General features: G+C 64.3%; 19 protein-coding genes, 2 tRNA genes and 2 pseudogenes. 12 read left to right on the top strand and 11 right to left on the bottom strand.

The features are described from left to right. The first annotated feature begins 6 nt into the window (after positions 1-6). From ACZ5BT_RS06260 to ACZ5BT_RS06220, 9 genes and pseudogenes are all read left to right on the top strand, one after another. Positions 7-456 (top strand): DUF5602 domain-containing protein, encoded by a 450-nt coding sequence (locus ACZ5BT_RS06260; RefSeq protein WP_464885734.1) that lies wholly within the window; start codon positions 7-9, stop codon positions 454-456. A gap of 607 nt (positions 457-1,063) precedes the next feature. Then, positions 1,064-1,786, top strand: a complete 723-nt coding sequence (locus ACZ5BT_RS06255; protein ID WP_464885733.1) for an IclR family transcriptional regulator — start codon at positions 1,064-1,066, stop codon at positions 1,784-1,786. 33 nt (positions 1,787-1,819) lie between these two features. Continuing rightward, positions 1,820-2,806 (top strand): thiamine pyrophosphate-dependent dehydrogenase E1 component subunit alpha, encoded by a 987-nt coding sequence (locus ACZ5BT_RS06250; protein ID WP_464885732.1) that lies wholly within the window; start codon positions 1,820-1,822, stop codon positions 2,804-2,806. 11 nt (positions 2,807-2,817) lie between these two features. Continuing rightward, positions 2,818-3,825, top strand: a complete 1,008-nt coding sequence (locus ACZ5BT_RS06245; RefSeq protein WP_464885731.1) for an alpha-ketoacid dehydrogenase subunit beta — start codon at positions 2,818-2,820, stop codon at positions 3,823-3,825. Positions 3,826-3,874: 49 nt separating this feature from the next. Beyond that, the gene (locus tag ACZ5BT_RS06240; protein WP_464885730.1) at positions 3,875-4,126 is read left to right on the top strand and encodes a lipoyl domain-containing protein; all 252 of its coding nucleotides are present in this window, start codon (positions 3,875-3,877) and stop codon (positions 4,124-4,126) included. A gap of 2 nt (positions 4,127-4,128) precedes the next feature. Continuing rightward, entirely contained in the window at positions 4,129-4,776 is a 648-nt protein-coding gene (locus ACZ5BT_RS06235) for a 2-oxo acid dehydrogenase subunit E2 (RefSeq protein WP_464885729.1), read from the top strand. 515 nt (positions 4,777-5,291) lie between these two features. Next, complete coding sequence (gene nosZ / locus ACZ5BT_RS06230; protein WP_464885728.1) at positions 5,292-7,244, top strand: Sec-dependent nitrous-oxide reductase; 1,953 nt, start codon at positions 5,292-5,294, stop codon at positions 7,242-7,244. 176 nt (positions 7,245-7,420) lie between these two features. After that, positions 7,421-7,954, top strand: a complete 534-nt coding sequence (locus ACZ5BT_RS06225; protein ID WP_464885727.1) for a hypothetical protein — start codon at positions 7,421-7,423, stop codon at positions 7,952-7,954. 115 nt (positions 7,955-8,069) lie between these two features. Then, positions 8,070-9,029 (top strand): annotated as a pseudogene (locus ACZ5BT_RS06220) (quinone oxidoreductase family protein). Positions 9,030-9,247: 218 nt separating this feature from the next. Here ACZ5BT_RS06220 and ACZ5BT_RS06215 read toward each other — a convergent pair. From ACZ5BT_RS06215 to ACZ5BT_RS06205, 3 genes and pseudogenes are all read right to left on the bottom strand, one after another. Continuing rightward, positions 9,248-9,323: transfer RNA gene (locus tag ACZ5BT_RS06215), tRNA-Phe, on the bottom strand. A gap of 3 nt (positions 9,324-9,326) precedes the next feature. Next, positions 9,327-9,404: transfer RNA gene (locus ACZ5BT_RS06210), tRNA-Asp, on the bottom strand. A 58-nt stretch (positions 9,405-9,462) separates the two neighbouring features. After that, positions 9,463-10,533, bottom strand: a pseudogene (locus ACZ5BT_RS06205) (integrase core domain-containing protein); the annotation flags it as partial. Between the two features lie 182 nt (positions 10,534-10,715). Here ACZ5BT_RS06205 and ACZ5BT_RS06200 point away from each other — a divergent pair. Further along, positions 10,716-12,029, top strand: coding sequence for a DEAD/DEAH box helicase (locus tag ACZ5BT_RS06200; protein ID WP_464885726.1), 1,314 nt, complete (start codon positions 10,716-10,718; stop codon positions 12,027-12,029). A 36-nt stretch (positions 12,030-12,065) separates the two neighbouring features. Here the strand turns inward: ACZ5BT_RS06200 and ACZ5BT_RS06195 are convergent, their stop codons facing one another. The 7 genes from ACZ5BT_RS06195 to ACZ5BT_RS06165 form a co-directional block, all read right to left on the bottom strand. Then, on the bottom strand, positions 12,066-12,836 hold the full coding sequence (locus ACZ5BT_RS06195) for a hypothetical protein (protein WP_464885725.1): 771 nt from the start codon (positions 12,834-12,836) through the stop codon (positions 12,066-12,068). After that, positions 12,829-14,088 (bottom strand): sensor histidine kinase, encoded by a 1,260-nt coding sequence (locus tag ACZ5BT_RS06190; RefSeq protein WP_464885724.1) that lies wholly within the window; start codon positions 14,086-14,088, stop codon positions 12,829-12,831. The genes ACZ5BT_RS06195 and ACZ5BT_RS06190 overlap by 8 nt, the downstream gene beginning before the upstream one ends. Before the next feature lie 12 nt (positions 14,089-14,100). Next, complete coding sequence (locus tag ACZ5BT_RS06185) at positions 14,101-14,760, bottom strand: response regulator transcription factor (protein WP_464885723.1); 660 nt, start codon at positions 14,758-14,760, stop codon at positions 14,101-14,103. After that, a complete protein-coding gene (locus ACZ5BT_RS06180; protein ID WP_464885722.1) occupies positions 14,735-15,154 on the bottom strand; it encodes a hypothetical protein in 420 nt (139 codons plus the stop codon). The genes ACZ5BT_RS06185 and ACZ5BT_RS06180 overlap by 26 nt, the downstream gene beginning before the upstream one ends. Continuing rightward, a complete protein-coding gene (locus tag ACZ5BT_RS06175) occupies positions 15,154-15,957 on the bottom strand; it encodes a cytochrome c3 family protein (protein ID WP_464885721.1) in 804 nt (267 codons plus the stop codon). The genes ACZ5BT_RS06180 and ACZ5BT_RS06175 overlap by 1 nt, the downstream gene beginning before the upstream one ends. Then, positions 15,954-16,490 (bottom strand): YceI family protein, encoded by a 537-nt coding sequence (locus ACZ5BT_RS06170; protein WP_464885720.1) that lies wholly within the window; start codon positions 16,488-16,490, stop codon positions 15,954-15,956. The genes ACZ5BT_RS06175 and ACZ5BT_RS06170 overlap by 4 nt, the downstream gene beginning before the upstream one ends. A gap of 103 nt (positions 16,491-16,593) precedes the next feature. After that, positions 16,594-18,141: a DUF5666 domain-containing protein gene (locus tag ACZ5BT_RS06165; RefSeq protein WP_464885719.1), complete on the bottom strand. Its 1,548-nt coding sequence runs from the start codon at positions 18,139-18,141 to the stop codon at positions 16,594-16,596. Positions 18,142-18,211: 70 nt separating this feature from the next. Between ACZ5BT_RS06165 and ACZ5BT_RS06160 the strand changes: the two genes are divergently transcribed. Continuing rightward, entirely contained in the window at positions 18,212-20,020 is a 1,809-nt protein-coding gene (locus ACZ5BT_RS06160; protein WP_464885718.1) for a S9 family peptidase, read from the top strand. Positions 20,021-20,030: 10 nt separating this feature from the next. Continuing rightward, entirely contained in the window at positions 20,031-21,263 is a 1,233-nt protein-coding gene (locus tag ACZ5BT_RS06155) for an aminopeptidase (RefSeq protein WP_464885717.1), read from the top strand. Here ACZ5BT_RS06155 and ACZ5BT_RS06150 read toward each other — a convergent pair. Further along, positions 21,260-21,580, bottom strand: coding sequence for a VanZ family protein (locus ACZ5BT_RS06150; protein WP_464885716.1), 321 nt, complete (start codon positions 21,578-21,580; stop codon positions 21,260-21,262). The two genes, ACZ5BT_RS06155 and ACZ5BT_RS06150, sit on opposite strands and share 4 nt — an antisense overlap. Between the last annotated feature and the right edge of the window lie 48 nt (positions 21,581-21,628).

Here is a 21,628-nt window from a genome sequence, read left to right as displayed (position 1 = left end):
CAAGATATGGGAAAACTCATTCCAGTTTTCGTAATTTTGGCGGCGCTGGCGTTCGCAGCGCAACACGGCAGCCCGCCCGAGCCTACCCCAGCGCAAATGAAAGCCATGGCCGAAAAGGCCGGAAAGCTCGGGTTGCCCAAAGGCACCATCCAGCTCACTCCCTGTATACCTGGCATGGGAGAGCACTGGGCAAACCCGCAAAACCTGCCTTTCGGGCCCATCTACGGGGTGGCGGGGGACGACGTGGTCTTCGTGGAGATCATGATCTCTCAGGAGGACTTCAAAACCGGCAAGTCCTGGATGGACGTTCTCAAGCCGGTAAGAGGGTACGCCGTGGATCATGTGGATATGGAATTTGAGCCCGAAGGGCACGAGGGTTACGAGATCCCTCACTACGACCTCCACGCCTACTTCGTCTCTCACGTAGGTCACAGCGGGCTCTGCCCGCCCGGTTAGGCAAACCGCTCAGCTGCGTTGCGCCGGGCATCGGGTGATCTGATTCCAAGCCACGGTCGGAAAAGCCACCCTCTCATCACCATGCCCGGCGAACGTCTTTGAACCTCCCTTTCCAAAGAGCTCTGGGCCCACGCCCACCCCCCAGCCCAAACGCCTGGTCGCCGGCGAAGTGGCATTCCCAACCGTCGATGGGCAAGAACACCTCCATCGCGGCGAAGGGGTGGCCTTTGGCTGTGTTCCCTAGAGACCACGACCTTCTCGGTCAAAGCTTTGGATCAGTATCCGAGGCCTACGGTAGAGCAGTCCGCGCTCGCGCTATGAGACGAAGGGGGCACTTCCATCTCGCGCTCGTCGACGCCAGTGAGTGCGCCGGCGAGCGTGTTTCCAATAACATGGACGCTGACCTTTCTCCCCGGCTGAAGGTTGAGCAGCTCAACGGCATTCGTGAGGCGGGTTGCCCCTAGCAGGGAATTGCAAATCTTGCAACCTCAACGCTCGAAGTTGCGCAACCCCAGGACCTGACGTAGGCTCAAGCCGAAAGTGGAGAGTTATGGGCACTAGCCTCAAGCAAGGACGAGGTCTTCGAGGACTTGGTACCGCCAGAGCTGTGCTCCGGGTGCTTACCTACCTCCAGGAACATCCAGAAGGCGTGACGCCTTCAGAGGTCGCCGCCTGGTTGGGAAAAAGCGCCTACACCGCATACTATCTTCTCAACAGCCTTTGCCAGGAAGGATTTGCCAGCCGGGGGCCCGACCGGCGTTATCGCCCTCAGGGAAACCTCGGACATAGCAGCCCCGGAGAGGGTTCGCTCGATGTCCTCCGAGGTGCCCTGGTTGAAGTGAATCGTCTTACCCGTTGCCGGACTTACCTGGTGGTGATGGAAAACGGCGAACCCCTGCTTGAGGAGGTGCTTGGCCACCGTGGCCAACCCGGGGTGCAGCTGGAGCGGAACCTTCGGCAGGTGGCCCATGCTACGGCCGTTGGCAAGGCGATCCTGGCCCATTTGCCGCAAAAGGATCGCAGGGCTTTTATCGAAGAAACCCCCCTCGAGGCCTGGACACCCTACACACTCACGCACCCTGATCAGCTAGAAAGGGAACTCCTTCGCGTCCACATGGAAGGCGTGGCTTACGATCGGCAGGAGTATCAGGAGGGGGTTTACTGCCTGGCGGTGCCAGTCAAACTGCGTCTTTCGGCAAAGGCGGCGCCCTTGCTGGCTTCTCTGGGCATCGTGGTCACCCCATACCGATTCTTCGCAGAAGGAGAAAACCTCAAAGCCCAGCTCCTCTCAGTGGTGGACAGGCTGTCCCAACCCCTGGGAACAGTTTGAAGCGCTGTCCAAACAGAAAAAGGAGGTAGGAGGATGCAGCCGACGAGAGAGCAGCTCATTTGGATGTACCGCACGATGATACTCATCCGGCGGTACGAGGAACGGATGGCCGAGGCGTACCTCGAGGGCAAGTCGCCCCGGTTTGACATTTCGGCGGGCCCCGTACCCGGGGAGATGCACCTCGCCGCAGGCCAGGAGCCGGTCGCGGTCGGGGTGGGCGCCCACCTTCGTCCCGACGACACGGTGACAGCACCCCACAGACCCCACCACATCGCCATCGCCAAGGGTGTGGACCTCAAGAAAATGACCGCCGAGATCTTCGGCAAGAAAACCGGCTTGGGACAGGGCAAGGGCGGCCACATGCACCTCTTTGACCCAAACGTCAAATTCAGCTGCAGCGGGATCATCGGAGCAGGATTCCCCCCTGCGGTGGGTGCGGGCCTTGCCGCCAAGATGCAACGTACGGACCACGTCGCGGTGGCCTTCGCTGGCGAGGGGGCGGCCAATCAGGGCGCTTTCCACGAAGCCCTGAACCTCGCGGCCCTCTGGCGGCTCCCGGTCATCTTCGTGATCGAGGACAACGCCTACGCCATCTCCGTGCCCAAAGCGAAGTCGACCTCGGTGCCCACCAACGCCGATCGCGCGGCTGCCTACGGCATCCCCGGCGTCTATGTTCCTGAAAACGATCCCCTGGCCATCTACGAAGTGGCGGGTATGGCCATGCAGCGGGCTCGGCAAGGCGAAGGCCCGACACTCATCGAGGTCAAGACGTATCGCTACTTTGGACACTTCCAGGGAGATCCGGAGGCCTATCGCCCCAAGGGCGAGGTCGAGGCGCTGAAGAAGCGGGATCCCATCGAACAGATGCGAAAGCGGCTCATGGCCAGCGGGCAGCTCACCGAGGCCGAGGACCAGGAAATCCGCAACCAGGTGGAAGAAACCTTGGATGAAGCGTACGAGTTCGCGCGCACCAGCCCTTACCCGGAACCGGAAGAGGCGCTGTTGCACGTTTTCGCGTAAGGGAGGAAACCATGGCGGAACGCAAGTTGACCATGCAGCGGGCCATCGTGGAGGCCCTGGACCAGGAGATGGAAAAAGATCCCCGGATCTTCTACATGGGTGAGGATGTCGGGGTCTACGGCGGCATCTTCGGCGCGACGCAGGGCCTGCTCCAGAAATACGGGGAAGAGCGTATCAAGGATACCCCCATCTCCGAAACGGCGTTCATCGGGGCGGCCATTGGGGCAGCGGCTGAAGGGATGCGCCCCATCGTGGAGCTGATGTTCGTCGATTTCTTCGGGGTGTGTTTCGACCAGATCTTCAACCACATGGCGAAGAACACCTACATGTCCGGGGGAAGCGTGCGCCTCCCCATCGTCCTCATGACTGCCTTCGGCGCCGGTTACAACGACGCTGCCCAACACTCACAGTCCCTGTACGCCATCTTCGGCCACGTCCCCGGGCTCAAGGTGGTGGTGCCTTCCACCGCTTACGACGCCAAGGGGCTGCTCATCGAAGCCATCCGGGACGACAACCCCGTGATCTACCTCTTCCACAAGGGGCTGATGGGGCTCGGGTGGATGCCTTCCCCGCCCACCGCGGCCACCCCCGTGCCCGAAGAACCCTACACCATCGCCTTCGGCCAGGCCGACGTGAAACGAGAAGGTTCGGACGCAACCCTCGTCACGCTTGGGTGGATGGTTCACCGTTCCCTCGAGGCCGCTGCCCAGCTGGAAAAGGAGGGCATATCGGTCGAGGTGATCGATCTTCGCACCTTGGTGCCCTTGGACCGTGAGACCATCCTTCACTCGGTACAGAAGACGGGACGGCTCGTCGTGGTCGACGAAGACTACCGGAGCTACGGGCTCACCGGCGAGGTCATCGCCACCGTCGTCGAAGCGGATCCAAGCCTGCTCAAGGCGCCTGTGCAGCGTGTCGCCGTCCCGGATGTGCCCATACCCTACAGCCGTCCTTTGGAGAATTTCGTCATTCCAAATCCCGAGCGAATCGCGCGAGCAGTCCGGGAAGTCTTGGCCTAAAAAAGCCCGTCGATGAGCCAGCTTCCCTTTTCCGAAAAGAGGAGACCCCATGCCGATCATTCCGGTGACGATCCCCGATGTGTGGGGGGAAGACAAAGACCAAGAAGGCACACTCGTCAACTGGTTTTACCAGGAAGGGAGCAGGGTCGAGGCCGGAGAAGTCTTGGCCGAGGGGATGGTCGAGAAGGTGACCTTTGAAATCACCGCCCCGGCCAGCGGGATCTTGGTCCGCATCCTGGCCCCCGAGAACACGCCCATCAGGCCAGGGACCGTTGTGGCCGAGCTGGAAACCGAGGGCTGAGCATGGCCTTGACCGTGATGAAAACCCTAACCCTTACCGGGGTAAGGAAGATTATCGCCACCCGCATGCGGGAAAGCCTCGCTCAAACGGCACCGGTGACGCTCCATCGGAGTGTGGGCATCGAGGCAGTGGTCCGATTGCGGCAGGATCTTCAGGATCCCCCCTCTTTTACGGCGTACATCGCCAAAGCCTTGGCCTTGGCCCTCAAGGCCAACCCCCTCTTCAACAGCCACTTGGTGGAAAACGAGATCCGCATGTTTTCGGAGGTGAACCTGGGGGTGGCGGTGGCGCTTCCGGATGGCCTCATCGTCCCCGTGGTGCGAAACGTTCCGGTGCTTTCCGTGGGCGAGCTGCACCAGGCCATTGGCGACCTTGCCCAAAGGGCCCGGAACAAAGAGCTGACCGTGGCCGACCTCGAGGACGCCACCTGTAGCCTGACAAACCTGGGAATGTACGGGGTGGATGGTTTTACCCCCATCCTCAACCCGCCCCAAACCTGCATCCTGGGCGTGGGGCGGGTAAGAAAGGTGGAAGGGCGGAGTGAAGCCGTCCTTTGCCTCACCTTTGACCACCAGGTGGTGGACGGGGCCCAAGCCGCCCAGTTCCTCGGCGAGATCGAGGACCTGCTCCAGACGCCGGAGAGGCTGTGAGCAACACCCTGGGGGTGGTGGTCAACCCTGATTGGCCCGGCCACCTGCGATAGGCTTGCAAAGCTGAGCGCCGGGCCAGTCCTCCCTCCCGACACCCGGCTTTGCCCAACGGATCCCAAGTTCTAAGTACCCTGCCATGGAAAAAGCCACGGCAGGGGCCCCGACGCGAACGCAAGCGGTCGCCCACCTGCAGAGACCGGGGAAGATGCTCCCCGACCCCTGAGCACATCCCTAAGCGTCGTCCCCGCTAAAGATCTCAATTCGGCGCGGAGAGGCACCTGGCCGCGGATTCGTACGCCGCCCCCGACTCAAGGACCGCCCTGTCCTTTTTCTCGCGGGTGCATGCACGAAAAAACCAGGCCAGCGGGTCCTTGACGACCCGGCCGTAGGACACATGCCCCTACCCACCCCCGGGGGGCTGGGCTATGGTGACAATCGTGGGCATAAGTCCCACAAGGAATGGGCATAAGTCCCGAAAGTCAGAGGAGGTGTGATGAATGGGGAGAAAGTCTCTGTTGGCCATACTGGGATTATTGCTTCTCACTCTCGGTATCGCCCTGGGGCAGTCCATGCCACGCGAGGCCGCACAGGTCGCCAAGGAACGGAGCCTGAGTTCAGACGACATCGTAGCGGCGCTCAAAACCTACGTGCCCCCCGGCCAGCACGACAAATACATCATGTTCAGCTCCGGAGGACACTCGGGCCAGGTGTTCGTCATTGGCCTGCCCTCCATGCGCCTGCTCAAGGTCATCGGCGTATTCACGCCAGAACCGTGGCAGGGATGGGGTTATTCCAAGGATAGCTACCGCGTACTCAAAGAAGGCGGTGTCGACGGGAAGCTGCTCACATGGGGAGACACGCACCACCCGGCACTGAGCGAAACGAACGGCGACTACGACGGTCAGTTTCTTTTTATCAACGACAAAGCCCACGCCCGCATCGCCGTCATTGACCTGCGCGACTTCGAGACCAAACAAATCGTCCAGAGCCCGATCGCGCTCAGCGACCATGGTGGGGCCTTCGTAACCCCCAACACCGAGTGGGTGATCGACGGCGGGCAATACGCTGCCCCGCTCGGCTGGAAATACAGCCCCCTCAATGAGTACGCGGAAAAATACCGCGGGATGGTCACTTTCTGGAAATTTGACCGAAAGAAGGGCCGCATCGATCCTGAAAAGTCATTCGCGATCGAACTCCCGCCGTACTGGCAGGACCTTTGCGACGCGGGGAAACTCGTCAGCGACGGCTGGGTCTTCTGCAACTCCTTTAACACCGAGAAAAACACCGGGGGCATCGAGGAAGGCAAGCCCCCCATTGAAGTGGGCGCATCGCGCGCCGATATGGATTACCTGCACGTCATCAACCTAAAAAAAGCCGCCCGGCTGGTTGCAGATGGCAAGGCGAAGGAAGTGAAGGGCTTTAAAGTCCTTCCCCTCAAAACCGCCATTTCGGAAGGCATTCTCTATTTCGTCCCCGAACCCAAGAGCCCGCACGGGGTTATCGTTACCCCCGGTGGGGAGTACGTGGTCGTCTCCGGCAAGCTCGACCCCCACGTAACCGTCTTTAGCTTCGAAAAGATTCGCAAGGCCATTCAGAATAAGCGTTTCGAAGGAACCGATCAGTACGGCGTCCCGATCGTCCGCTTTGAGGATGCCCTCGAGGCCCAGATCAAGGTGGGTCTTGGTCCGCTGCACACCCAGTTCGACGACAAGGGGTACGCCTACACCAGCCTCTTCCTGGACAGCGCAGTCGTGCGCTGGACCCTCGGCGGGCCGTACCAGAAAAAGCACAAGCAACAGCCCTGGACGGTCGTTGACAAACTTCCCGTCCAGTACAACGTCGGTCATATCACCGTGCCGGGCGGGGATACGGTCAATCCGGTTGGCAAGTACCTCGTTTCGCTCGACAAATGGTCGCTGAACCGGTTCGCTCCCGTTGGACCCCTTCGCCCACAGAACCTACAGCTCATTGACATTTCTCAGTCCGGTTCGGACAAAAACATGCGCCTGCTCTACGACATGCCCATCGGACTGGGAGAACCGCACTATGCACAGATCATAAGCACCGACAAGCTCAAACCGTGGGACGTGTACCCAGAAATCGGCTGGAACCCGATCGACCAAGCCAAAGACCCGAACGCTACCTTGCCGGGCAAAGAGCGGGTGGTGCGTCGGGGGAACACCGTTGAAATTTGGATGACCGCCCTGAGAAGCCATTTCAACCCCGAGCGTATTGAGATTAAAAAAGGCGATCACGTCATCTGGCACATCACGAACATCGAGCGAGCAAAAGACGCCGTACACGGGTTTGCCCTTCCCGGATACAACATCAACCTGAGCCTCGAACCCGGCGAAACGGCCACCATCGAGTTCCACGCCGATAAGGAAGGTGTCTTTAGCTTCTACTGCACGGAGTTCTGCTCCGCACTGCACCTTGAAATGGCAGGGTATTTGCTGGTCTCACCTTAAAACCATCATCAAACGCCCCCGGGGCCGGCCCCGGGGGCACAACATGGAGGTAAACTGTGGCTGACCGTCCATCCCAGCGCCCCAGTGGTCCCGTTTTCCAGGGAAATCACCCCGGTTTACGAACAAACGGCAAGGCCTTTCGGCTGTCAGTCATTCTATTTACCATCTCCGCGATCTTGCTCATCGCGTCGATACCGCTCCCCTACTGGCACCTGCGCCTTCTGGCGCCACAATACCCCGACGGCCTGAACGTATGGGCCTACATCAACCGCCTCACGGGCGACGTGCAGGAAATCGACATCCTTAACCACTATATCGGAATGCGTTCGCTGCAGGAGGCAGCGCGGTTTGAACGCACGTTGAGCATCCCCGGCGTTATCGTTTTAGCGTTCCTTGTCATCATCACACCGTTCATCCGGGCTCGTTGGGCAAGGTTTCTTGCCTTACCGGCCTTGCTCTTCCCCGTAATTTTCGTCGGTGATCTCTACTTCTGGCTCACCTATTACGGAACCAATCTGGATCCCTACGCACCGCTGAGCGGTGCGATCAAACCCTTTGTTCCGCGCATGCTGGGCGAAAACCGCGTCGGCCAGTTCAGTACCATCGCCTCCTTCGATACCGGATTTTACCTCGCCACAGCCGCGTCGGTTTTGATCCTGGCCGGACTCTATTTCCTTCGAAAGGCAGCGCAGCCCACCTCATCCACTTGAGGGAATCGGTCCCCGTGGGTCACGAACTCACCCCGAGAGAATCCGGCTACCCCATGCCGGAATGCGGCCTGTCCCCACCCAGCGCCGCAGTTGGCTTTGGGCCTAAACTCTGAACATGAAAGCCATTCGGGTGCACGAGACGGGCGGGCCGGAGGTGATGCGGCTCGAAGTGCTTCCCATCCCCGAACCCGGTCCGGGAGAGGTTTTGGTGCGCATCGAGGCCATCGGGGTCAACTACATCGACACCTACAAACGCCGCGGCCTCTAGCCCGTTCCCCTGCCCTTTATCCTGGGCGAAGAAGCGGCGGGAGTGGTCAGGGCCGTCGGCGCAGGGGTGATCGGGGTCGACGTCGGAGATAGGGTGGCCTACGCCAACGTCCAGGGCGCCTACGCTGAGTACCAGGTCGTGCCAGCGTCAAAGCTGGTTCCGGTACCCGAGGGACTCTCCTTGAAACTGGCCGCCGCCGCGCTCTTGCAGGGGATGACCGCGCACTACCTCACCCAGGCCACCTACCCCCTGGGCCCGGGGAACGTCGCCGTGATCCACGCCGGCGCGGGCGGGGTCGGGCAGCTCCTCATCCAGATGGCCAAGATGCGCGGGGCCACGGTGATCGCCACCGCCAGCAGCGAAGAAAAAAGGGCCATCGCCCGCGCCGCCGGCGCCGACTACGCCCTGGCCTACGAAGGCTTCGCGGAAAAAGTGCAGGCGCTCACCGGCGGCGCCGACGTGGTCTACGACGGGGTGGGTCAGGCCACCTTCGACGAGGACCAAAAAGCCCTCAGGACCCGGGGCACCCTGGTGCTCTTCGGCCAGGCCTCGGGGCCGGTTCCCCCCATCGATCCGCAAGTCCTGAACCGGGCGGGCGGACTCTTCCTCACCCGTCCCAGCCTGCGCCACTACACGCAAAACCGGCGCGAGCTGCTCTTCCGGGCCGGCGAGGTCTTCCGCTGGATCGCGAAGGGCGTGCTCAAGGTGCAGATCGGGGCCGAGTTTCCTTTGGAGGAGGCGCAAAACGCCCACCGGGCCCTCGAGGGCCGAAAGACCACGGGCAAGGTTCTTCTCCTGGCCGGCTAAGCCGACGCCCGGTGGGGCCCAAAACGCGAGCGGCGGTCGTGCGCCCCTCAACACGACGATCGCTGAAGCCGCGACCACCGCGCACCCAACACCCCAACCCCTGCCGGCCAGAAGACCGGAACCGCCAGGAAAACCCATGAGGCTTGGCCCAAGCCAAGCGCTACTACGTTCGCGCTGACCACAAAAAAGCGCTGCCGCCCCATGGGGCGGCAGTCTGGTGGTGCCGAGGGGCGGAATCGAACCGCCGACACCGCGATTTTCAGTCGCGTGCTCTACCGACTGAGCTACCTCGGCAACTGGCGGCCCCGACGGGACTTGAACCCGCGACCTCCCACGTGACAGGCGGGTGTGCTAACCAATCTACACCACGGGGCCTCGCTGTACCCGCACCAAAGCGGGCAAAAACCATGCTACCGATGGGGATGGGGACTGTCAAGTTGATGTAATCGGTCAACACATCTGAGACACTCGGGGGGACCGACTCCTTTTGGATCATAGCCAGGAACTCTAGGGGCGCAAGGCCGTTGAGCGCACGATGGGGCCTCCTGCGGTTGTAGTAGTCCAGGTAGGCGTCGAGCTCCCTTTGGAGCTCGGGGATCCGGGAAGGCAACGGCCGGGTGTAGAACTCCTCCCTGAAGGTCCGCTGCATCCGCTCCACGTGGCCGTTGAGCTTGGGACTTCTCGGGGGCAGCACGAAGAGCTCGATACCCAAACGTTGGCAAGTTTCCTCAAACTCGGCCATGAACTCGCTGCCACCGTCCACCTGAATGGCCCTGACGGGAAAGGGGGCCTGGGTGATGAGGTGGGCCAGAAAGCCAGCTGCTAGGTTGGCCGTGGCCCGGGTGTGCACCTCGGCCAGGGAAAAGCGGGTGTAAAGGTCTACCGCCGAAAAATGCTTGACGACCTCCCCGGGTCCTAGGGTCACGGTAAGGGTGTCCACCTGAACCAGGTCGCCGGGTGAGGAGGCGACGTAGCTTTTGGGTTTCCTCCTGGCGTAGGGGCGCCTGGGCCTTCGCTTCACCTTCCCCCGTCTCGCCCGGGCCAGGAAGGCGGCCACGCTTTCAACACGACGGTGCGCTCCCAGGTGGGCCAGGATGCGGCCCACGGTGCGTTCGCTAACCCCAAAGCCTTGCTTCCCCAAGGCCAGCCAGATCGGCCAGCGGCCCCAGGTGGGGTTTTGCTTCCTCAAAGTTTCAATCGCAATGAGAAGTTCGGGCGTCCAGTGGAGCTTTCGTCGCAACCGCCTTGGGCGTTTGGATCTGGGCCCAAGGCCTTTGAGGCCTTCTTCCCTGAGTCGCTTTTTCCAGCGGTAGTAGGTGGCCCGGCTGATTCCCACCAGGGACTGGATCTCGGACCAGCCCACCTTGTGTTTCCGGAACGCCTCGACTTGTTTGAGCTTTCGCAGACGGTCTTGGACCGTGGGGTCGCCAGCTCCAGCCTCCTGGAGCACCTGGGCTTTCCTCGCCCCCCTCCATACCTCCCGGCCAACCGTTGTAAGCTGCACCCGTGGGGACCTCCTCTCTCCTGGAGTGGTCCCCACATTCTTATCGATTCGGTCTCACATGTGTCTGTCCGGGTTCAGTTGACTTTGCCGGCCGGATCGGATAGCCTTGGTGGGCTTTTGGGGAACCGCGCGGTCTTCCTTTTCGGGGAAGCAGCAGGATACCCCGGAAAGGAAGCACCAGAATGTTTGAACGTTTTTCACTTTCGACGGAGACCCTTGCCCGTTTGCGGGCCCGGGGAATCACCCAACCCACCCCAATTCAGGAAAAGACCCTCGAGGCCGGACTGGCCGGGCGCGACGTGCTGGGACAGGCCCGCACCGGCACCGGCAAAACCCTGGCGTTTGCCCTACCCATCGCCGAGCGACTGGAGGCGAGCCGCAAAGCCGGCCGACAACCACGAGCGCTGATCCTCACCCCCACCCGCGAGCTGGCGCTGCAAGTGGCGGGCGAGATCAGCTGGATCGCCCCCCAGCACAAGGTGGTCGCGGTCTATGGCGGCACCGGCTACGGCTCGCAGGCCGCCGACCTTCGCGCTGGGTGCGACGTCGTCGTCGCCACGCCAGGGCGGGCCAAAGACTACCTCGAACGGGGAACGCTGAGGCTGTCCGAGGTCGAAATCGTGGTCCTCGATGAGGCCGACGAGATGCTCTCGATGGGCTTCGAGGAAGACGTCGAGGCCATCCTGGGCCAGACTCCGAGCGCCCGCCAGACCCTCCTCTTTTCCGCGACCCTTCCCCGCTGGGCCGAACGCCTGGTGAAACGCCACCTCGTAAACCCGGTCTGGGCCAACGTCGCCAAGGACGAACGGGTGACCTACAAGGAAGAGGTCTACACCGCCCACGTCGGCCGCGAGGAGGCCCTCGCCCGCGTGCTCTTCGCTAAGTCCCCCGAGCGCTCGATCGTTTTCGTCCGCACCAAAGCCGAAGCCGACCGCCTCGCCGCCCGGCTGGTCGAGAGCGGCCTTGCCGCCAGCGCCGTCCACGGCGACCTCAGCCAGCGCGAACGCGAGCGAACCCTCGGTGCCTTCCGGCAGGGGGTGCTGCGGATCCTGGTGGCCACCGACGTCGCCGCACGCGGCCTTGATATCCCCGAGGTCGACCTGGTGGTGCACCACCAGCTTCCCGACAAGGCCGAGTCCTACCAGCACCGGTCCGGGCGCACCGCCCGGGCCGGCCGCGAGGGGACGGTGGCCATCCTGGTCGGGCCCCAGGAAGCCTGGCAGGTGAAACGCCTGGAGCGCACGCTGGGTCGGCGCTTCGAGCGCTGCACGCTCCCCACACCGGAGGCGGTTCGCACGGCACGGATGCGCGCCCTGGTCGAGCGGGCCCGGGCGCAAAGCGAAGCCGACAAGGCTGAGTACATGGCTTTCGCCGAAAGCTGGATCAAGGCCGGCGACGCCGAGACCCTGGCTGGCCTCCTCGCCATGCTCCTCAAAACGCCGAAGGCAAAGGCAAAAACCCGGCCGGCCAACCGCCGCCGGGTCGTCCGTCGCTGAACGAACCCTTCGACATGCCGGGCCGCGGGTAAAGGCTCAGCACCCCTTCAGCCAGCGCATCTGGAACCAGATGAGCTGGCTGAAACGTATCTCGCCGGTGAACAGCCACCAGCCGGGTTTTTCCGGACGCGTGGTGGGCATGAGCTCGAAGGGCACCCCCTGCCAGCGGCCGGACTTGTAGCAGGCGAGGAGGGTTAGGGTGGGATCGCCATCCGGCACCGGCATCATCCGGAAAATGCGCTGGCCGCGATCCCCCTCGAACCACACCCGCACCCGGCCCGACATCCCTTCTTCGATCCGCGAACCGGGACCCTCGTAGTAGGCCCAGACCTTGGGGCGCTGGACCTCGAGGTCCCGCACCTCGATGCGGTTCCCGTGGACGCGGCCCTTGACCTCGAGAAGCATGCCCGGGGCCAGGTATTTCAACATGGGATCGTCACCCAGCAGGGTGCGGTTTTCGACCACCACCTGGCTGGTGGCGAGGCGGACCTGGCCGTAGAAGGCGTAGTTCTCGTCGTAACGGTCGTCCTCCTTTTCGCCTCCGCCCATGCCCCCGTGGTCGTCGTCGCCTTTTTTCATCTCGCCGCCGCCACTTTTCTCACCCGGCTTTTGCTCATCGGTACCGCCCATGCCCCCGTGGTCGTCGCCGCCATGATCGTCCTCGCTGTCGTCGTGACCATCCCCCATATCGCCCATATCACTGGCGACCGCCGGCGGGCGGTGATCCGACGCGGCGAGGGCCCCGAGGGGAAGCACCCTTACCCCGACCGCGAGGAACAGGAGAACGAGGAACCAACGCCTAAGCATCGCCGACCTCCGCGATCGGCAGGCGCAGCTCGGCACGGAGCCCGGGGTCGGCGAGCCGGATAACCAGCTCGCCGCCCATCACCTTGGCCGCCTGGTGGGCCAGGGCGAGCCCCAGCCCCATCCCCTCGGTGGCGGTATTGAAACGGACGAAGGGATCGGTGAGCCGGGCGAGCTGGTCCTCGCTGACCCCCGGCCCGTGGTCGCGGACCGAGAGCACGCCCCGATCGCCCTCGACGGCGAGCGAAAGCTCAACTCTGGCGTCGGTGTGCTTGAGCGCGTTGTCCACCAGGTTACCGATCACCCGGGCAATGAGTTCCTCATCGCCCAGCACCCAAACCTCATCCTCAGGCAGATCAAGCTGGACCCGGGAACGGGTCACTTCGGGCAAACCGGCATGGAGCTGTCGCAACAAGGCCCCGGCCGGGACGGCTTCGAGCCGCGCCTTGGGCTCGCGACTCAAGGCCAGGAGGCCCTCGAGGATCTGGTGCATGCGCTTCAGCGCCCGCTTGCTGGCGGGGATCGCGGTCTCCTGGGGCAAGAGTCCGGCCTCGAGGGCCTCGATCTGGGCCTGAGCGGTGGCCAGCGGGGTCCGCAGCTCGTGGGAAGCGTAGCGGGTAAACGCCCGCTCGCGCTCAAAGGCGTCGCGAACCGAACCCACCATGCGGTTAAAGCTCTGGGCCAGGTCGGCGATCTCGCCCCCGCCGGGCGGCGAGGGCACCGGGTCCGGGAACTGCATGCGCGAAAGGGCGTCGGCGGCGCGGGCCAGCCGGGTGATGGGCCGGGCGATGTGACCGGCGAAGATCCAGCCGAAAAACGCCGCCAGCACCATCACCAGGGGCAGACTAAAAAGACTCGCCCGAAGCTGCCCCGAAAGCGCCTTGCGGTACTCGCCGATGTACATCGCGAGCTCGAGGACATACCCCTCGGCAAGCGGTGTGGTGGTATACGCCCAGTCGCGGCTCGTCCCCTCGGGAAGGGTGCCGCCCTCGAGGTAGACCCGTCCCCCCTTGCGCACGCGAAAACCGAGCGCGAGCCCCGAGGAAATCCAGCCCCAGTTCTCGCTGTCGAGCCGGGGGAAGCCGTCCTTGATCTCGATGGCCCCGGCGATGGCCGGCGTCCAGATCGCGAGATCCCGGGCCACGTCCTCCTGGATCAACCTGGAAAAGCTGTAATACCCGATGGCCACATGCATCGCCGCCGCCAGCGTGGCCAGCAACGCGGTTCCCAGGGCGATCCGGACGCGAAGGCTCATCACGATCCTCTCTCAAGCCAGCCCCAAGCGGTAGCCGCCGGGAACGGTGGCGATCACTTCGGGCCCGAGCTTTTGCCGCAGGCGGTGCACGTAGACGCGAACGATCCTGAGGCCGGAGTCGGTCCCCGGGAAGAGGCGGTCGAGCAGCTCCTCGGCGTCATAGACCCGGTCCGGGTAAAGGGTGAAGAGCTCGAGCAGGGCGAACTCCCGAGCCGAGAGGCTAACCTCGCGACCGTCCCAGAAAACCCGCCGCGCGGCGTAGTCCACCTTGAGGGGGCCGCGCTCGAAAACGCTCGAGTGCACCCGGCTCTGTCGCCGCAGGAGCGCCCGCACCCGGGCGGCGAACTCCTGAAGGCTGAAGGGCTTGGTGAGGTAGTCGTCACCCCCGAGGTCGAGCCCCGCCACCCGGTCCTCCACCGCATCGCGGGCGGTGACGAAGAGAATGGGGCCAGAATACCCGGCCTCGCGGAGTTCCTTGGCAAAGCGAAAGCCCGCATCCTCCCCCTCGGGGAGCATCACGTCGAGCACCGCGAGGTCGGGCTCGGCCTCGATCACCGCTTCGCGGGCCTCGGCCAGCGAGCCCACCTCGTCGACCTCGTGCCCCTGGTGCCGCAAGAGCGCCGCCAGCGGCTCCCGAATGTCCCGCTCATCCTCCAGCAAGAGTATGCGCATCCCGTTGATTTTCCTCCTTCGCGAACAGTCCCATCAAGGCCAGGGCGGCCACCCCGGAAAGGCTCAAGGGCGCAAGTGGCGGCGGCGAGGCCTCGGCTTCCTGCTCGTAGACCTCACCCCCTTCGTCGCCTTCCCAGTGCTCGGCCATGCCAACGAGCCCCACACCGGCCACGAGCAAAAGCCCCAGGGCCACCACCAGCTTGGGCGAGGTGCGCGAAAGCCCCCACAGCGAGAAGAAGAGTCCGGCGAGCGACGCCGCCGGGGCCAAAAAGCGTTCGCCCCCGGTGTGGTTGGTGAGCAAGAGTTCGGCCAGCAAGAGCGTAAACCCCAGCGCCGCCCAGACCAAAAGCAGCTGCGGCAAGGCGCGACGAAGTCGTTTCCCGATCGCTTCCATCAATCTCCCCTCCACGCTTTCTGATCGATTCCGTGACAGTAGGCGCAGAAGTTGTTAGGCAAGGTCTGATTAAAGGCTTGGTCGTTTTCAGGGTTCTTCCACAGCGAAAGCTGGGCGTGGAAGAAGTCCTGGACCTGGTTGAGTTCCTTGGCGCTGATCGCGGTCGCCCCCCGGTGGCAGTCGGCGCAGCTCGCCGCACCCCCCTCGGCGATGTCGCCGTGCCAGGGGGTGAAATCCTGCCCGTGGTCCTTGGGCACGTGGCAGCGACTGCAGCTCTCGTCTCCCTTCTTACCAAAGGCGCTAAAGAGCGTGGCGTTCACCGGCGGCTTGGCCCCCGGGATCTTGGCGGCGACGTCCTGGATTTGCTTTTGGCCGTCGTGGCACGACGCGCAAAAGCGTCCGATCGATTTGGGCCCGTGGGGCTCGAGGCTGGGACTCGGCGCCAGGCTCGGCCAGGTGGTGACGTCGGAGAGCTGCTGGTGGCAGCTCTCGCAGGCCGCGCCCTTGGCCCCGAGGGCGGCGAAGTGCCGCTCGTGGCTGAACACCACCCGCGAGGTACTCTCGGGTTTGAAGGTCTTTTCGATATCCATCGGCGGGCGCCAGGTGCGGGTGGGCCAGCGGCCGCCCTCGAGGAACTGGCCCGGCACCACCTGGCCCTTCAACGACGCGGGGAGCGGCTGGCCGTTTGAGAGCTCGAGCTGCCCGCTGTCGGGATTCACTTTGACCCAGAGCCAGCGGCCGCCCTCGGCCGCCACCAGGCCGAGGAAGGCCACGAACAGAGCCCAAAGGATGAACCGCTTCACTTGGCCACCCCCTCGCCGTGGACCCGGACCTTCACCAGGTCGCGAACCTTAAACCCGAGCAGACTGGGCCGGCGCATGTCCCAGTCGGTGATCTTGGTCTCGAAGTTCCCGTCGAAGACGATCCGCCCGCCCGAGATCTGGACCGTGCCCGGGATCTGGGCCGGGCGGGTGACGCCGTGGATCGTGAGCTCACCGAGGAGCGTCACCTGCCCCGAGCGAACATCCCCCCGGATGCCGGTGATCTTGAAGCAGGCCTTGGGGTAGCGGTCGACCTCGAACATGGTGCGGGTATGCTTGTCGCGCAGGGGCTCGCCGGAATCCCACGCCGAGAGGTCAACGCACACCTCGCCCGAAACCGTCTGCGCTTTGTCGTCCCACACCACGTGCCCACTCACCTGAGTGTTCTCGCCCTTAAAAGTCCCCATGGGCCCGCGGGCCTGGTAGACGATCGTGCCCGAGACCTGGTAGGTCACCGGGGCCGCGAGCGCGAGCCCGAAGGCCAAGAAGACCGCCATCAACCGCAAAAGCCGCATCCTTCTCCCTCCCTCATCAATCGAATCCTGGCCCAGCGAGGTTAACGCCCGGCTAACGGGCCGGGCCCCGGGACACGCGTGCCCGGGGCCCGCATCGCCTGCCTTATTTGAGCTCGATCTTCTTGGCCAGCACGGTGTTATTGCCCTGATCCGTCCCCTTGACCTCGACCCGGTCATCGTTTTGGATCTGGTTCCAGAAATCATTGGCGCTAACGCGTTGGTTATTGGCCTCGTAGACGGTGTCCTGATCCACCGTCACCGCATACCCGGAAACCTCGAAGGTATGGTTCGTGGCGTCGAGGTTCTTGACCGGGCCCTCGAGGTCAACCATCATCCCCATGCCGCCCTTCATGCCGCCCATGTTCTTGACCTCGATCTTGGTGGCGTAGGGGTTACCGCTCGCGTCGGGATTCTGGCTGTCGTACTTGACCTCAACCCAGTCCCCGGCTTTGATGTCGGCAAAAGCGAGCGGGCCATCGGGATCGTCCTGCTTGACGATGGTGTCTTGATCGGCCCAGAAGGTCATCCCGCCGACGGTAATGAGCATGTGGGTGGTGTCAGCGGCGTCAACGCTGTCGACCATCCCCTTGACCTCGCCGTCGGAAGTCCCCTTGCCGCCGTGCGCGTACTTCACCTCGACCCGGGTGGCGTGGATCAGCGTGGGGTCGCTGGCATCCACCTGGCCCTTGACCTCGACGTAAGCGCCGTCGGCGAGCTGGCCGTGGCTGTCCAGGGTGGCCTGGCTGTAATCCACGGTGTAGCCGGCCAGGGTAAAGGTTTTCTGGGTTTCATCGAGGCTTGCGATCGGGCCGAAGAGCTCGGCCTGCTCGCCCTTGCCCTGGTCAACGTTCGCGTGCTCGCCCATGCCGGACTTGAACTCGACCTTGCTGGCGGTGATCGTGTTCTGAGCGCTGTCGAAGGTCCCCTTCACCTCGACGAAGGCGTCTGGCGTCGGGGTCCCACTCACATTGGCGCTCGAGTAGTCCACGCTCGGCCCCACCGTGGTGCAGGTCTTGTCGGCGCCCAGATCGAACGTCTTGGCCTGATCGTCGAGGTTACAGGCGAAGCCCTTGGCCTCCACCGTCGAGGGCGCGCCGCCCGAGCTCACCACCTTGCGCTCGATATAGGTGGCGAGTACGGTGCCGTCGGCCTGGCGGGTGCCCGAGACCTTCACGTAGTCGCCCGTGCCCGTGGCCAGATCGGCGAGCGCCAGGGTGGTGTAGGTGCCGTCGGGGTTTTCCTCATAAATACGGGTCAGGGCGTCGACGGCAATGGTCTGGCCGAGCACGGTGAGGGTGGCGTTGGCGACGTCGACGCTCTCGATCTGGCCCCTGACCTCGATCTGGATGTCGGCGGCGCTCACCTTGACCTTACCGCCGACGTCGGTGCCCTGGGCGTAGATGAACATCCCGGGGTGAATCGCCACCTGACCCACGGCCTGGGTGGCGGTCACCGGATCGCCGTTTTCGGTGATCGTCGCGCTACTCAGGTCGATTGGCTGGCCGGCGAGGGTCAGGTTACCGTCTGTGCCACCCACCACCCCGGCCAGGGTGGTCTGGGTTCCGGTGCCGGCGAGCGGTTGCTGGCTGCACGCCGCGAGCACCAAAAGGCTTCCCAGGAGAATGAAGCCGCCGAAACGCTTTGCTTTCATAAAACTCACCTCCGGGTCTAATCTCGGAGAGCGAAGTTAACAAGGGGTTAACGCCGGATATGCTGGGACCATGGAGGCCAAGACGCTCTTCAAGCTCAAGTTCCTGTCCGACCTCGAGGCCGGCCCGGAGGGCCAGCCGATCTTCGTCGTCACCGAGATCGAGGATGGCGAAGCGCCGGCCTACCGCTCGCGCCTTGCCATCTGGGACGGGGCCCTTCGCTGGCTCACCCAGGGCGAGGCCCGCGCCCCCCGCTACCACGGCGACCGGGTCTACTTCCTGCGCAAGGTCGACGACCGTCCCCAGCTCTTTGCTCTCCCGCTCGGGGGCGGCGAGCCCGAGCAGCTCACCCGCTTCTCCGGCGGCGTGCTGGGTTATGCCCTGGGGCCGGGTGGCGAACTCGTCGCCTGGACCCGGGCAGAAGACCCCAAGGCGGGCACCCCGCGGACCTATTCGAGCTGGCCCTTCAAGTTCGACGCCCGAGGGCTGTTGTCCGAAGCGCCGGTCGAGCTCTACGTGAACGGTGAAAAGCGTCTCGAGCGCTTCCCCGGCCCCACTTCGGTGGCGCTGGGCGCGGATGGCGCCCTCTACTTCGTCGCCGCAGAGAACCCACGCGAAGGCGCTTTCTGGCGGGAAACCCTCTACCGACACCACAGCGGCCAAACCGAAAAGGTCTGGGGCGGGGTGGGGCCGATCCAGAACCTGGTCGCGGGCCCCGAGGGGCTCGCCTTTCTCGCCCACGCCTTCGAGCACGGGGGCGGGACCGAGCCCCGGCTCTATTTCCTCCCCTACGGGGAGAGCGAGCCCCGGGCCCTCTTTTCCGGCGCGCTCGGCAACTCGATCAACTCGGACGTCCGCTACGGCAGCTACGCCCAGGGACCGCGTTTTGGCGCCGACGGTCGCATCTACCTGCTCCGCACCGAGGAAGGCCGGGCCCGGCTCTATGCCATCAGCCTGGAAGGCCAGGCCGAGCGGATCGGCCCCGAAAAGTCGGCGGTGACATTCGCCCTGGATGGCAGGGCGGCCCTGGTCGAGGACTTTGTCCACCCGCCCCGCCTGTGGATCGACGGCCAGGAGGTCTTCGACCCCAACGCCGGCGTCTTGCCCGAACTCCCGCCCCCCACCCCCACCGCCTGGCAAAGCCCCGAGGGGCACCGGGTTCCCGGCTGGATCTGGCTGCCCGAGGGCGAGGGGCCACATCCGCTCGTGCTCTACATCCACGGCGGGCCGCACACCGCCTTCGGAGAGGCGATGATGCTCGAGCTCGCGCTCTTTCGCGCCGCAGGCTACGCGGTGGCCTTCGCCAACCCCCGGGGCTCGACCGGTTACGGCCAGGCGTTCGCCCTGCTCGAGGGCCGCTGGGGTGAAGCCGACGAAGCCGACCTCATGGGCTTTTTGGACCACGTCCTCGAGCATTTCCCCATCGATCGGAACCGCGTGGGGGTGGCCGGCGGCAGCTACGGCGGCTTCATGACCAACTGGCTGACCGCCCGCCACCCGGACCGCTTCAAGGCCGCGGTGACCGACCGCTCGATCGCCAACTGGACGAGCTTTTTTGGCGCCAGCGACATCGGGATCCGGTTCACCTTGCTGGAAATCGGAGCGAGCCCCTGGGAACGCCCGGAACGCCTTTGGGAAAAGAGCCCTTTGCGGCTTGCGCACCGGGTCAAGGCCCCGACGCTCGTGGTGCACTCGGAAGCCGATCACCGCTGCCCCATCGATCAGGGGGAAACCTGGTACACCGCGCTCTTTTACCACGGGGTCAAGGCCAAGTTCTTCCGGGTGCCGGAAGAAGGCCACGAGCTCTCCCGTTCCGGACGCCCTGACCGCCGGTTGGCCCGGCTGGAGGCCTACCTCGAGTGGTGGCGGGAAAACCTATAAGCTTTGAGCCATGGACGACTTCGAAACCAAACTCGCCGAACTCGCCGTACGCGTTGGCCTCAACCTCGAGGAGGGACAGGAGATCTTCCTGACCGCCCACGTCGATCATCTGCCCCTGGTGCGGGCCATCGCCAGGGCGGCCTATGGCGCCGGGGCGGCGGGCGTCTTCCCGCTCATCTCCGACGATGAAGTCAGCCTGGCCCGTCTCCGCTACGGAAACGAAACCGCGCTCAACCACGCTCCCCGCTGGTTCTTCGAGGCCGTGGCCCGGGCCTTCGACGAGGGGGCGGCCCGGCTCGCCATCACCGGCACCGACCCCGGTCTTTTCGGCGAAATTCCCCCGGAGAAGGTCGGCAAACATATGCAGGCCACGCGGGAGGCCTACCGGCCGATGCTAATTCGCATCTCGGAGTTCCGGATCAACTGGACGATCGTCGGCTATCCCTCCCGGGGATGGGCGAAGGCGGTGTTCCCCGACCTCCCGGAAGATGAGGCACTCAAGGCGCTCAAAACCGCGATCGCCAAGGCCACCCGGCTCGACGAGGCCGACCCGGTGGCCGCCTGGCGACAGCGGGCCGACGAGCTCACGGCGCGTGCCCGCTACCTGAGCGAGCAAAACTTCGACGCCCTGCACTTCCGCGGCCCGGGCACCGACCTGGTGGTAGGCCTGGCCGAAGGCCACCTCTGGCAGGGCGGCTGGGGTCAGGCCAAAAACGGCGTCACGTGCCTCCCCAACATCCCCACCGAGGAGGTCTTCACCATGCCCCACCGCGATCGGGTCGACGGCGTGGTCAGCGCCACCATGCCCTTTTCCTTAAACGGTGTCTTGGTGAGGGGGCTCACCGTGCGCTTTCGGGACGGGGTCGCCGTTCGTGTCCAGGCCGAAGAGGGCCAAAAGGCCGTCGAAGCCTTGCTCTCGGCCGACGAAGGGGCAAAGCGGCTGGGTGAGGTGGCGCTGGTGCCCGTCGACTCGGGGGTCAAGAAGGCAGGGGTGCTCTTCCTCAACACCCTCTTCGACGAAAACGCCGCCAGCCACATCGCCTTCGGCCAGGCCTATGCGGAAAACCTCAAGGACGCCGAAGCCCTCACCCCCGAGGCCCGTGCGCAAAGGGGGATGAACCAAAGCCAGGTGCACCAGGACTGGATGATCGGCTCGGAGGCGATGGACGTCGACGGCATACGCAAGGGCGGCACCCGCGTTCCCCTGATGCGCGGAGGTCAGTGGGTCTTCGAGGTCGCTTAAGGCCGGCGCGCGCTCAACCAACTGCCAAGGCCCGCCCCGGCCGCGTCGGCGAGCCAGTCCCAAAGGCTCACCTCGCGGCCGGGGACGAACCCCTGGTGGAACTCGTCGCTCGCCCCGTAAAGGGCGGCGAGCGCCCAGGCCCATCCCGGGCGCTCGGTGGCCCGGCCCAGCAAAAACCCGAGCAGGGCGTACTCCACCAGGTGCGCGAGCTTGTCCCACGGCGACGGCAGGCCCACGGCACTCCCCGGCTGGGCCGAGACGAGGTAGATCACGCCCATGTAGAGAAGGGAAAGCACGGCGTAGGTCGTCCGCGACATGGGGGCAGCATACCCGGCTCGCACAAACTCAGTCATTCCGATAAACTA

This window comes from Vulcanithermus mediatlanticus, from assembly GCF_055385885.1.
This window is presented reverse-complemented; position numbering and strand designations above follow the sequence as displayed.